The organism is Shewanella sp. SR43-4, from assembly GCF_014163845.1.
Lineage (GTDB): Bacteria > Pseudomonadota > Gammaproteobacteria > Enterobacterales > Shewanellaceae > Shewanella > Shewanella vesiculosa.
Genome location: NZ_JACJEB010000012.1, coordinates 17,583 through 31,133 on the forward strand (window position 1 = coordinate 17,583; position 13,551 = coordinate 31,133).

A 13,551-nucleotide genomic window follows, 5' to 3' on the forward strand; every position below is an offset into this window, starting at 1 on the left:
TTAAGTTTACACAATAAAAAACCAGGTTAATCACCTGGTTTTTTTATGTTTATTTTTTAGTAAATGAAATAATAGTCAGCGAAACGATTATTTCAACTGTTGATCTAAAAACGCTGCTAATGTTTTATATAAATGATTTCGGACTTTCTCGCCGCGCATAGAGTGCTTAGACCCAGGATAATCCATCATTTGGAACAATTTACCTTCATCCTGTAATGCTTTATAGACTCGGGTACTATTTTCAAACAAGACGTTGTCATCTGCCATGCCGTGATACATCAATAAACCCGACTGATAGTTTTTCACATAAGGTAGAATACTACTGGCATCGTAACCGTGTTGGTTAGTTTCAGGGTTGCCCATATAACGCTCGGTATAATGAGTGTCATACAAACGCCAATCAGTTACTGGCGCACCCGATATCGCCGCTTTAAAATAACCTGGTGCCTTAAACTGACTCATTAACGCCATGTAACCACCGTAGCTGTGACCATAAATAGCCACATTGTCCCCATCAATAAAGGGTAAGCTACGCAGATAATCAACACCTACCTTTTGATCGTTCACTTCGGCATCACCCATGTTTTGATAAATCACATGTTCAAATTGAGTACCTCGGTGCGCTGAACCACGGTTATCTAATTGAAATACTGCATAACCTTGCTGCAGTAAATATTGAGTAAAATAATCGGCTTCGCTCCAACTGTTGACCACTAACTGAGCATGCGGTCCACCATATACGCGCACCACAACCGGATACTGTTTAGCGGCATCAAAAGGCACTGGTTTAAACAATCGGTACTCGAGTGCTTGACCATCTTCAGCTCTTAGTTGGCCAAACTCAGGCATTTGCCATAATCCGGCATAATCATAAAGCGGATGATTTTTATCAATCTCATTTTGCTCAACCCAAGCGAGTTGTTTGCCACTATCGTTGTGTAAACTAATTTGTGGTGGTTGCTGCAAGCTACTAAAGTAATCTAAATAAACGGGTTTTTTATCCGCAAAAACCGCCTCATGCATACCCGATGCTTGGCTAATTCGCTCAATTGAATCCATGCCTTTATTAAGATTAACGCGGTATAAGTGACGCTCAACCACACTGTCTTTACGACCAGAAAAATACACCCATCCAGTAGCTTCATCAACAAATTCAAGTGCATCTACAGCCCAATAACCTTGGGTTAATTGTTTAAGCTGCTTACCGTGCAAGTCAAATAAGTACAGATGATTAAAACCATCACGTTCAGATCCCCAAATAAAGGCAGCTTGTTGCTTTAGAAAGTGCAGATCATTGTTTAAGTTAATCCACGCTTTACTGCGCTCTTCAATCACGGTTTCAGCTTGTTTCGGTGTACTTATCGAAGCAATGCGAAGATCGAGCGTTTGTTGATCGCGACTTTGCCATTGAAATGACACATGTTGGCTATCTGGCAACCAATCGACACGAGGTAAGTACATGTCTTTTTGTTTGCCTAAATCGATCCAGTTAATACTACGATCTTTTAAGGTCACAACGCCAAGTGCTATCTCAACATTGGCTTTACCTGCATAAGGGTAACGCTGTTCAGTTAATTTAATCCCTTCGGCATATATTTCATTGCGAGTGACTAACTCGACACCTGATTCATCAATGCGAGTAAAAGCAATCGCCGACTCGTCTGGCGCCCACCAATAACCAGTCATGCGATCCATTTCTTCTTGGGCGACAAACTCTGCCATGGCATTTTTTATCGGCCCTTTGCCGTCGGTGGTTAAAGCGATCACTTTTTGCGTCTGCAACGACAACACATATAAATTTTGATCGCGCACAAACGACACAAAGTGACCTTTTGGAGATAAACGAGCATCGGTAACAAAGCCTTCTCCGGTAGCTAATTCAGCGACTTTATTATTGGCAACATGATATAAATACAACTTACCTGCGGCAGGAATTAAAATACTTGCACTGTCTTGCGACCAAAAATACTCCATGATCCCTTGACCATAAATACGTTGGCGCTCACGGCGGGCTTTTTCCTCATCAGACAGTTCTCCCCCTTCTAATTGATCTGCATTAATCAAGATGCTGCGTTTGCCGCTAGCAATATCCATTTGCCACAAATCATAAAAATGCTGATTATCTGCTCGGCTCGATAAATAGGTAACTCGCTTGCCGTCTGGGGATAGTGCTAATCCACGAGGGCTTGAACCCGCCAATGCGGGAGAGGCATGAATACGCTCAATAGTGAGTGGCGTAGTGTTACCTTGTATCGCCGTCAATGTTGCGGTGGTCGATGAGTTCATGATGCTGCCTTTAGCGGTTGCTGTTGCGGAAAAAACCGCGCTGGTAAAAAGGAATGGTACGGCAGACACTGCCGCTAAAGCATGATGCTTCCATGTTATTGTCATTATTATTAATCCTTGGGCAATTCAATCCGCCCACATTCTGCCTTAATTTACAGCAAAACCAAAACCCCAGATAACAATCGCTGAAATTAGCGTCATTGTGGGGTATGATTTGCATATAACTGATAAGAATGAATTACCTTGACCTTAACTTCGCAAAATCTCATAGGAAAAATCATGCAGACTTTGGCACAAACCCTTAGCGCACAAGCCGTAAATACGTCTTTAGCACAATTACTGTTAACCTTAGCTGACACTTCAAAAGCCATTAGTGTTGCTGTTCGTCACGGTGCATTAGCCGGTGTTTTAGGCGCGACAGAACAAGAAAATATTCAAGGCGAAACTCAGAAAAAACTCGATGTCATCACTAATGACATGCTTAAAGATGCGCTAAAAACCGACGGTCACGTTCGTGGTTTAGCCTCTGAAGAAGAAGATTATGTGGTTGAAGTGAGTGCTAATGGAGAATATTTGGTGTGTTTTGATCCACTCGATGGCTCATCAAATATTGATATAAACTCATTGGTCGGGACCATTTTCTCTGTATTACCCGCACCAGACGGAGCCTTAAACGAGCAAAGTTTTTTACAGGCTGGTCGCAAGCAAGTGGCAGCCGGTTATGTATTATATGGACCATCAACCATGATGGCACTAACGACGGGTAATGGTACGCAATTTTATACTTTAGCTCCCGACAGCCAAGAGTTTTTACTGACCGACGATAACGTACAAATCACCCCAGACACTGCGGAGTTTGCCATTAATATGTCAAACCAACGTTTTTGGGAAGCCCCAATGCAAACCTATATAGCCGACTTATTACTCGGTTCAATTGGTCCACGCGAGCAATCATTTAACATGCGTTGGATTGCCGCCATGGTAGGTGATGTGCATCGCGTATTATGCCGTGGTGGTATTTTTACTTACCCAACAGACAATAAAAACCCTGAAAAACCTTTTAAGTTACGCTTAATGTACGAGGCGAACCCAATGGCATTGCTCGTTGAGCAAGCGGGCGGCAAGGCTTCAACCGGCTACGAAACCATATTGGATATTGAGCCAACAGCCATTCATCAGCGTGTAGCGGTGATTTTAGGTAGCGCCAACGAAGTCGATACTTGCTTGAGCTACCACGGTATTGATTACAGTGAAGAGCCATCAATCGACTAAATTGAGCCATTAAAAAAACCGCCTTTGGGCGGTTTTTTAGTCTGGGGCGCTAAGTAAACAAAGTCCATCAGCATCAATCTTCTGAGTCTGAGTATTAGATACTTACCATCGATAAAACCTTAAGTTCAACCACTAAGTACGGAGAGAAAGAAGCATTTCTTTACAATAACTTAAATAACCTCTAAGTTAATTTATTCAATATTGATAATGGACTATAGCGATGCAGCAAGTCAGCTCATCGAATAAAAAGACATATATTGCAGCTATTGTAGTATTACTGCTTATCAGCCTAGGATGTTATGTCTATCTCACGTTAACTAAACCAGCATATTTACAAAATGGTACGGTTTTAGTGCTCCCGGTAAACCTCACATCAGACAAGATTGAACCACAATGGAATCGCTATGCTGCGATGGATATGCTTATCCATCAACTCAATCTAGGGGTTAATTACCCCTTGCTGCAAACTGAGGATATTATCAATATCATCTCACTTATCTCTAGAAAGCACTCAGATAAAGCGGCCGATATTCAGCAAATTATGGCGATTTCTGGCGCAGTCTTGGTGATTGAATCAAGTATTAAAGGCACTAATAATCAATACCAATTAGCCTTTACATTACACCAACAACACAGTAGTGAAAGTGATGTCGTTAATGTCGCGAGCATAGAGCAAGCATTGCTCACTGCAGCCGAGTTGATTAATCAACAGGTCCATCCACAGCACAGTAAAATCACAGAGCAATTCGATTCACGTTTTAGCCCGCCACAACTAATCCACGCAATAGCTTTGATGCAAGGTGGTGATAGCGTCGCAGCAGAGGAGCAATTATCTGCGCTTATAGTTACTGCGCCCGATAACTTAGTCGCTCAGCGCCTACTTGCCATGATTCAATTACAGCGACATCAATATCAACGACTGAATAGCACATTGACTGCCGCAATCATTGAAGCTTCTCGCCAAAAAGATGAACGAGAGCTGGCCAGATTCAGATTACTCTTAGCCCAAAGTTACACTGAAACCAATAAGATAGAACACGCATTAAGCGTGCTTAGTATCGCCAAAACTAATGCTGCAAAAGTGCAAGACTGGCTAACGCTGGGTTATATATCACAGCTTGCTGGTGTGATAAATCAGCGCATCGGCCGTAATGCAGATGCCAGAGAGCAATTTAAAAAAGCCATTGAATATCATAAAATGATGGGCTACCCCGTAGGGCAAACACAAGCGCTCAACGATTTAGCGGAATTAGAAATGGTTGAACATAACTACCCGCAAGCTTATCGATATATTAATCGCTCTTATGAGCTGGTTGCGCATCGCCGTTTAGATGATTTAGAAACATCTACATTAAAGATTATGTCTAAAATTGAAAATAAAATGCAGCATAGATAAGGTCTTATAGTATCGCTAACCATTCTAGCCATAGGTTTGAATAGAAAATCCCAACGATACAATCCTCAGCGCATCGTTTGCGTAAAAACAATAAACATAAAAATGGCCTGCTTATGCAGGCCATGTTTATCAACAACTAAATCACCATGATGATCACTCGATTTTGGCTATGCTTCTTCAGCAGCTTTTGCCGCCTCAAGCTGATGTACTTGCTCCGTTTGATCGACAATAGTTAATACCGCAGTATCGCCCACCACGTTGCATGATGTCAGCACCATATCAATAATACGATCCAATGCAGCCACAATAACAAATGCCTCTGTCGGTAAACCTAATTGATAAATCAACACCCCAATCATCACCATGCCGCCGCCAGGAACGCCACCCGCACCTACTGACAATAAAAACACGCTAAACAGTAACGACGGGATTTGCTCATTGCTGATAGGCATCCCAAAGGCATTAGCAACGAAGAAAATCGCAATAGTGATATAAATCGATACCCCACCCATATTCATAGTTGCACCAAGCGGTACACCAAAACCAGCAACTGCTTTACTCACCCCTAACTTGTCTGTCAGTGTGCGCATAGTGACTGGAATTGTCGCATTTGAACTGGCTGTTGATAGCGAAAATAAAATTTGCTCTTGGGTTTTCTCGCGAAAGGTTTTCGCTGAAATTGGGGTAAATAAACTGACAGAATATGGATATACGATAAAAATCCATATCAACAACAATGCCAAAATAAGCACTAAATACTCGACAACACTGACAAAAATTTCAGGCTCTAAGGTTGCACCTAATTTAAACATCAGGGCAAACACACCGTACGGCGCTAAACTCATAACCACTGAAATTAAACGCATCATGATTTTATTGGCAGTTTGAAATCCTTTCACCGCACCTTCAACAGATGCGCCCATTGACTTGATCACGCCGCCCATTAATAGCGCCATAAATATCACTTGCAGCATATTGCCAGAGGTAAAAGCTGAAAAAGGATTATTTGGCACAATACTCACAATTAACGACATTAAATCTGGCAGTTCAGTCGCAGTAATATCCAGCGAGCCATTGCTCGACATATCCACGCCTTTACCAGGTTCAAATATCATAGCAACGGTAAAGGCAGCTAAAATAGCAATCACGGTATTAATAATATAAAAACCAAAGGTTTTACCGCCTAAACGACCAAAACTTTTTAAATCTTGTAATTCACACACACCACAAACAATACTCACAAACACCAGTGGCACGACTAGCATCATGATCATATTAACAAACATGGTGCCAACACCACTTGCCAGAGTCACTAATGTGCCACCAAAAAAAGCATTATCGGCTAATAAAAACTGCACAATACTGCCCAGCACAACCCCGAGAAATAGACCAATAAAGATCCGTGCAGAAAGTGATTTTGTCATATTTTTTCCCATTCGAAATGCAACATTAGTTGCTAATTATTATTAATATACCCAATCCTAGGCATTTTTTTTATTCGAGCGCAGTGATACTGAGACATAGACAAAGATAATTCAATCATCATCTGAACAAAGCTGACCACTTTTTACAGACTTCATATCGAAATAATTATAAATGCCATAATAAACATACGATTAGCCAATAAAAACATTAGTAAGTAAGGACATATTTATCGCAGAAAACCATTTATCATAACTTCAACACTGATTTATGCTGGCTCAAATGCCATAAATGGACAGTGCTTATAACCTCTAAAAGCGCAATAACGACAAGATGAGCTTTTTTGCCAGCATATGTTGTTGCTTAATACTGACATGATAGCGTGCCACCCAAGCCACTAATTGATCCCAATCTACTGCTAAGCCTTTGCTGCCATCAATGACATCAGAGGTCGATGAACTCGGCATAAGTCGATTGACTAAAGGCGATGGCTGTAACCCAAGGTATTCACCGGGGTTATTTTTAGCCGCGATAGTTTCATTGATATAAGCTAACTGACGCTGCTGCTTATAAAAATCTGTCGCTGAATTGATTTGCGGCAATGCCAGTAATGTTGCGGGTGCACTGAGGGCTAATTGAGGAACGACGAGGTGTTGGCAATGATCTAGGCTATGGGCAATCATTAACCCGGCGGGATCTAAATCGGTAAACGCAATCACTTGCACCTTGGCAGGATCAATCAAACCTAAGAAATGTTTGCGTCCAGCGGGGGAATAATGATGACTGCCGCGATACACCACCATGCACCGTTCCATAAGCTTAGTCATAGATTGATCAAACTGATACTGGAAAACGTTATCAAAACTGTCTAAGTTTTCCACCACCATAATGCAGTTAATGGCGAGCTGTTCGCAAAGGTTAACGGCACGATCAACCTTAAGTCTTAGTGCGCAATCATGCTCGGCCAATAGGCCTTGGCATAACGGTGGGGCTAACTTTAGCAGCAGATAGTCGGCTTCTGGCGCAATATTGGCGTATTTCTCATTCGCGCTTTGCTGCGACATTTGTTGGCGTGTCACATCAAAGTCTAGCGCTAGAATATCTAGGCCGGTATCGATTTGTGCCATTTGTCGCAGTAACAGATGATCGTTAACGCTTAAGTACAATTGCTTTTGGGCGCCGTCGGTTTCACCTATTTGCCATAGACGATAAACATGTTGCCAACCGGCATTAAATGGCACTCGCGGCAATCGTTGTTTTGCTGCGCGAGCCAACATTTGCAAGTGATGTTTACTGATACTCGCCATCTAGACTCTTCATCTTTTATATTGATCGTTTCAGTTTATTACACGTTAACAATATTGATCGCCGACAAGCTTAATGGCCAACGAAATGACGCCAAGGTTACGCTAACCAAAGTTCAACATCGTGAATGACAAAGTTGCCACTATATACCGGGTCAGGCTTTCCTATAGGTTCAAGCTCAAAGTAATTCTTATGCTCATCAGCTAAGCCTTCATAGCCACCAATCACCTGATATAGCCAACTTTCTGCATCCCACTGCAATTGTTTCTCTGTAAGGTAACTGAGCGCCGATTGACGCAGACCTGAATCAATCACTTCACAGAAATACTCATCAACAGCAATTTTCAGTGGGTTTTCAGGGATATCAAAATCTTCACTGTCACCCATTTCAAAGGTCACGTTGTGTTCACGCAGCATGGCCGGTAATGAATCACGGCTGATGGCTTTCACTTGCGCGACCAAACTCATTAGCTCAAGTTCATGATGCGGATTAGCAACATCAACACTCGCGGGGGCTATCAAGGCTTCAGCGCAGTTGAACAATACAGGTACTGTTTTATGCACCACATGGTTTTCAGGTTGATAATCTGGATGCATGCTGGTGTGTAATAACCAGCCTTTTAGTAATCTGGTGCGTCCTTGTATTTGTCTAAACCGGCCCAATAGCTCGTACAATCGCGCTTGCACAATGCTTAATTCCTGGGTGCATTGACTTAAGGTTTCTTGCAAGCTCGTCATTAGTAAGCGGCGCAGTTCGCGGATATCACCAGCAATTTCACCTAGCTCGCTAAATTGGAACATGTCTAAACCATTGAGCAGTTCTGATACTTGGCTTTGAGCTAATTCGTTTTCGCGAATTTTCGCGCTTATGGTGCCTACATAGCCAAATTCATTATTAATGCGGCTCCACAACACCCGGATTGAATAACGTAAACTGTCGGTAAAACTGTACACATGCTCATTTAAATCAGCTAAATAGGCTTCCGCTGCGCTAAAATCAACATCGCGGCGCGCTTCTTTATAGTGATCGGCTAAGGTTTTTATCGTTGCGAGCGCCGAACCGACGTTAGCATCAATTTGTCTGTTGCGCTCATCGCTTAAAGCTTCTTCCAATAATGCCCGCACTGAACGCTTTAAGCGCAGTTCTTGATCGGGCTCAGGGCGCCATAAAATGCCACTTTTTCTTAATTTTTCAATAACGCCACTATCATGGGCAGTATCGCTAATCGACCCCGCTAAATAGGCATCCATAATGACGTCGGCATGCCGCCCAAGTTGTTTGAGCAGCTTTACCCCGGCTTGGTGTAAGTTGCTGCTCATATAAGATCCCTTTGGGTCGCGGTTTCGGCTTGAGCCTCAAGACTTAGCCCTTCGGTTTCATCAATAAAACGGATCACTTCGTACAAATAATCGAGTTTACCCGTGGCGATATAAATCTGTTTTTCACTATTGGGTTTGGTTAAATAACCCAGCTCCACTAACCGCTTAAACACCAACTTAATTTGGCCATCAACGTTAGTACTGCTTGAACCAAATAATCGATAATGGCTCAACTTAGTCAGCTGTTCTCTGAAGGCTGGCGTGTCTTCAATCCGTGCTTGTAAGTCGGTTAAGCGAATAGGGGCACCTTCGCTTAAAGGCGCATCTTGACCACTGGCTTCTTGCACCAGAACTAACCATTCCACCAGTGGGATAAGCGCGGCGCAAATATCTTTAAACTGCGACGAAATCACTTTACGTTCCACTTCGCCCAGCTGCAAATAGCCGCAAAAAAACACTTCGCCTTCACCAGCGCTGGCAACGGTACGATTAATTTGATTCAGATAGGTTTCAACTCGGTCACGAGTACTATTATTCTTTAGGGCGCGCCAGCCGTCTTCGTTAGTCACACGGCAAACAAATTCACCGCGCAGCAGTTGCTCAATTAACGCACCAGTACCTACTAAGGTTGTTTCAGTCGAATCTGACATTAGATGTGCTCCTTAGCAGTTTCAGTCATGCTGGTGTCGGTATGGGTCATTTCAGCATTACGTTGTGATAAACGTGCCGCTAATGGGTTGGCTTTTGGCTTCACCACTTGCAATTTTTTAGTTTGTTTATTAATGATATAACGGTTAGCAAATAGATTTAACACTTCAGATTCTGGGTTCGGAAATGCGCCTAATACACTAATATTATTGTTTTCACAGGCATCGAAAATTTTCTTCACGTTGGTGTGATGCAAAGTGCCTAACTCATCGATGGGCCAATGAATGGTCACATTGGCTTTGCCACGTAATAAACGAGTAAATGCTAATAAGAATTTACATAAAATTAGGTAGGCCATACCATGACTAGACGATTCGTTTAATTGGCGATCGGTACGAATAATTAAGTCGCTGTTACCTTCTTTTAGTCGCAGCTCAATTTCGAGCAGTTTGGCTATGCCGCCAGTTAATGCTGCGCGACCAATAATGTCTAAAGCGCGGCGCATTGAGTTAGTGTAGTGCTCGTCTGGTAGCTGACTAAAACCGTCTGCCTTCCACGCTTTAAAGGCTTTAACAAACACTTCAAGTTCGGGCCAAAATTCAAGTTCACTAATGCGCGAGCGAATACGGACCGCAGATTCTGATACGCCATCAAGAAATAACTCCTCGCCCACTTCACGGGTAATGCGCGCGCTTTGGCTGGAAATACGGCGATCGATATCAGTTAACACATCATAAAACGCGGTTAAATCGATACCAAAAATTCGTCCTTGCTCACGAATCGCCATTAACGATTGCGGCACCATCACATTCAGTAGCTGTTCAAGCTGTGGCACCAACTTACGGTAGTCAAGTAAACGAATGCCTTTATCGTTGACAAAGCTCGACTCATCGCGGGCTCGTTCCCAAAACTCGGCTAAACTTGAACCTGATTTACTGGCAATAACCGAATCAAAGTGCTCAACATATTGCTTCACTGAACCCATTAAATAGTCGCGTTTTAGCAATAAATCTTCGCCTTGACGCAAACGTTCACCAATACCGCCGGTCGCTTCATCATTGTTGCCGGGCAGTTTAAGCTCTGCGAGCTTGCGCATCACTGCACGCAGCTTAGTGAGGTTTTCAGAGGCCTCAACTTGGGCAGCATCACAAGCTTTACGGTCGGTTTCTAGGCTGTCACGACGTTGCTTAATTTCTGTGGTTTTCGCTTTTAATTGTTGCTCTAATTCCAGCGTAGCACGCTTAACATCAGCTAATTGAGTTTGCAATTTTGGCTTACGCACCAACCAAGTGTGCTGATACCAATCATCAAAACGCAGCACATCACTGCGACGTTGTTCAGCATGACTAATTTTGGCTTCAAGATCGCGTATTTGCTTTTTAAGCGCCAAAATCGTGCCTTCATCAACTCCACGTGACTTAAGCTCGTTTTTGTACCAGGTTTCACCGGCCTTTTGTTCGGTTTTAGCATTAGCGCGGCGTTGTTCAATATTGGCTTTAATTTGCCCCAATTGATTATCAATGGCGCCGACCACTTCTTGCCAATAAGCATTTTTTTCCATACGCGCTTCCAGCGCCTGCTCTTTTTGCTCTGTTAACCAACCAAGATGCTGATTATGAAGTTGCTTAAGCTCATGCTCAAGCTGCACTAATCTTTTGCTCGAATCTGCTTTGCGATCGGTTACGGCTTGATTAATTTTTTGTTGTTCGTTACGTTTTTCATCAAATAAACGGCGCAAGTCTTCACGACTATTTTTATAGGCTGTGCGAGCAAAGGTCAGCTCACGGGTAATACTATCGAGCGCTGCATTCATGGCAACCAGCTGATCTTCCGCTTCTGCATGCATTTCTTGAGCGCTTTGCAATGCGTCTTCTGCTTTGGCTAAGCGAATACGCAAATCTTGCTCTGTTGCGGCATACTCGGGAACATCAATCGCTTTGAGGTCGAGATTCACCCCGAAGAGAGCTTCACTGCTGTCTTGGGTTAGGCTTGGGTGTAAGTCACTGCGATGCAACAACTCTGGAGCGATAACCTTACCAAAGGTGTGCTCCCAACCGTGGGCTTCTTTTCGCAAAAATTCCAATAGTGTATGCGACTGCGGGAACAGCATATGGTGCAGTTCTTCTTTGGCATTTTCTCTGTCGCTGACACGAATAGTGGCAATGCGCAGCGCTTCATTCGCTTGATCGCGTTTGGCCCGTTGTTTACGTTCTTCAGTGGTTAAGCGATCGACCTTTTGATTGCAGGTTTCTTGCTCTTCGTCGGCCAAACTAATACGCTCATCAAAAATGGCTAGGCGCATTTTTTCATCTTCGGTATAAGTCACACCATCCACTTGATGTTTGAGCTCGGCAGCAGTTAATTTGAGTTGATATTCTTGTTCGCTGAATGTTGCTTTACCCACATCGGTTTGTTCACGCCATTGCAGTTCTAACTTAGCAAGGTCGTCATTGGCGAGTTCGCGCTGCTTATCGCGGGCTTCACGTTGAGCGTCTTGTTCAAGATGTAAGACTTCAAGTTCACGATGTAATTGCTCAGCAATTTTACTGCGACGTGCATTAAAAGCCGCTTCGATGTCTTGGTGTTTTTCGGTTTGTAATTTATGACGTTCGTTAAGATTTTCAACATCACTGCGCCAATTCGGCAAATTATCAAGGTCTGCTTTGGCTTGTTCAATATCGGCATCTAAAAAAGCGGCGTGCTGATCTTCAATGGCATTGAGTTCATCTTCAAACTTACCAGAATCGCCTTTTGCTGCTGATAATTCTTGGTTTAGCTCATCACGAACATCTTTCCACTCTTCATCTAACAAGCGTAACTTGAGGTTTAACTCTTTGCCATGAGTTTGATTACGGTCTTGGCGCTCAGACTCTAAGGTTTCATCGGCGCGATAACCGCGCGATAAACTGGCTAAGCGTAACTCGGCACTTAATAACTGATTAAATTCTTGTTCGAGCTTGTCATATTCTGGGCGGATTTGCTCAAAACCTTGCACCAGCTGGCTTTCACGGATCCAGGTTTCTACTCGCTGCGGATTGAGTCTAGAAGTCGGCGGGTTAACACCATCTTCCTCTAAAATGGCTGCGATCATTGATTTAACCGTTTCCATTTTGCCCTCTTTCGAGTGCACTGCTTTGGCGAGTTTTTCGATATGACGCAAGCTATGGTCGCCGTCACACAAGGAGAACTGACGCGCATAAGTGCGCAACTCATTGCGGTTACTGCCGGTGTTCAGCAAGCTGCGATCGTTTTGAATGATCGCGCGAAACTCGCGGGTATTTAACAAGTTAGTATGAGCAACTCCGTCACGTTTTACTTCACGGCCAAGCTCTGCCATTGAATGACAAATAATGGTGTCGCCATTACGTGACTTAATGTAATGCTCTAACTCAAAACCGCGGGCTATAAAGCGGTAGTTAACCCCTTTACCGTCACCTGCTGAGGCTAAAACAGCTTGATAAAGTAAGCCATCATCTTTTTGATATTCATAGATAATGTAGCTTGAATCATGGGGTAAATACCAACGTTCAAAACTGTCACGTGTTGAAGGCACCACTCGGCTTGGATATTCGCCATAAAATACCGGCACCAGACGTTGTAAGGTTGTTTTACCCGAGGCATTGGTACCGCAAATATTAGTGTGACCACTTAATAACAGTTCGACCACACCCGGTAGGTGGGTATTAATTAACACGATTCTAATCAAGCTTGGCATGATAATCCTTTTCCAAACAGCTCACATTACAGTGACTAAAAAGCAAAATACGGATGAAAAAATAACGTCTGTTTTTTCAATGTCAATAAAGTAAAACAAACGCGGCCTAGAGGCAATTTTCACCCACAAAAATTGGCTTTATAATACGCTAAATAATTCAAAAATGGCGGCTAACAATGCAGCAAAC

At 43.1% G+C, this 13,551-nt stretch carries 8 protein-coding genes; 2 read left to right on the forward strand and 6 right to left on the reverse strand.

The window, feature by feature from the left end; genetic code table 11:
• Positions 1 to 87 precede the first annotated feature (87 nt).
• A complete protein-coding gene (locus tag H5123_RS14275; protein WP_182698392.1) occupies positions 88 to 2,391 on the reverse strand; it encodes a S9 family peptidase in 2,304 nt (767 codons plus the stop codon).
• Positions 2,392 to 2,565: 174 nt separating this feature from the next.
• Here H5123_RS14275 and H5123_RS14280 point away from each other — a divergent pair, with 174 nt between their 5' ends.
• Positions 2,566 to 3,558 (forward strand): class 1 fructose-bisphosphatase, encoded by a 993-nt coding sequence (locus tag H5123_RS14280; RefSeq protein ID WP_124017305.1) that lies wholly within the window; start codon positions 2,566 to 2,568, stop codon positions 3,556 to 3,558.
• 220 nt (positions 3,559 to 3,778) lie between these two features.
• Positions 3,779 to 4,954 carry a lipopolysaccharide assembly protein LapB gene (locus tag H5123_RS14285; RefSeq protein WP_182698393.1) on the forward strand — a complete coding sequence of 392 codons (1,176 nt, stop codon included), beginning with the start codon at positions 3,779 to 3,781 and terminating at the stop codon, positions 4,952 to 4,954.
• Positions 4,955 to 5,121: 167 nt separating this feature from the next.
• Here H5123_RS14285 and H5123_RS14290 read toward each other — a convergent pair whose 3' ends face one another.
• The 5 genes from H5123_RS14290 to H5123_RS14310 form a co-directional block, all read right to left on the reverse strand.
• The gene (locus tag H5123_RS14290) at positions 5,122 to 6,378 is read right to left on the reverse strand and encodes a dicarboxylate/amino acid:cation symporter (protein WP_124017303.1); all 1,257 of its coding nucleotides are present in this window, start codon (positions 6,376 to 6,378) and stop codon (positions 5,122 to 5,124) included.
• Positions 6,379 to 6,687: 309 nt separating this feature from the next.
• Complete coding sequence (locus H5123_RS14295) at positions 6,688 to 7,683, reverse strand: hypothetical protein (protein ID WP_182698394.1); 996 nt, start codon at positions 7,681 to 7,683, stop codon at positions 6,688 to 6,690.
• A gap of 97 nt (positions 7,684 to 7,780) precedes the next feature.
• On the reverse strand, positions 7,781 to 9,001 hold the full coding sequence (locus tag H5123_RS14300; RefSeq protein ID WP_124017301.1) for a phosphoenolpyruvate carboxylase: 1,221 nt from the start codon (positions 8,999 to 9,001) through the stop codon (positions 7,781 to 7,783).
• Positions 8,998 to 9,651 (reverse strand): hypothetical protein, encoded by a 654-nt coding sequence (locus H5123_RS14305; protein WP_124017300.1) that lies wholly within the window; start codon positions 9,649 to 9,651, stop codon positions 8,998 to 9,000. The genes H5123_RS14300 and H5123_RS14305 overlap by 4 nt, the downstream gene beginning before the upstream one ends.
• Positions 9,651 to 13,364 (reverse strand): ATP-binding protein, encoded by a 3,714-nt coding sequence (locus H5123_RS14310; RefSeq protein ID WP_182698395.1) that lies wholly within the window; start codon positions 13,362 to 13,364, stop codon positions 9,651 to 9,653. Before H5123_RS14310 ends, H5123_RS14305 begins: the two co-directional genes overlap by 1 nt.
• Positions 13,365 to 13,551: the final 187 nt, after the last annotated feature.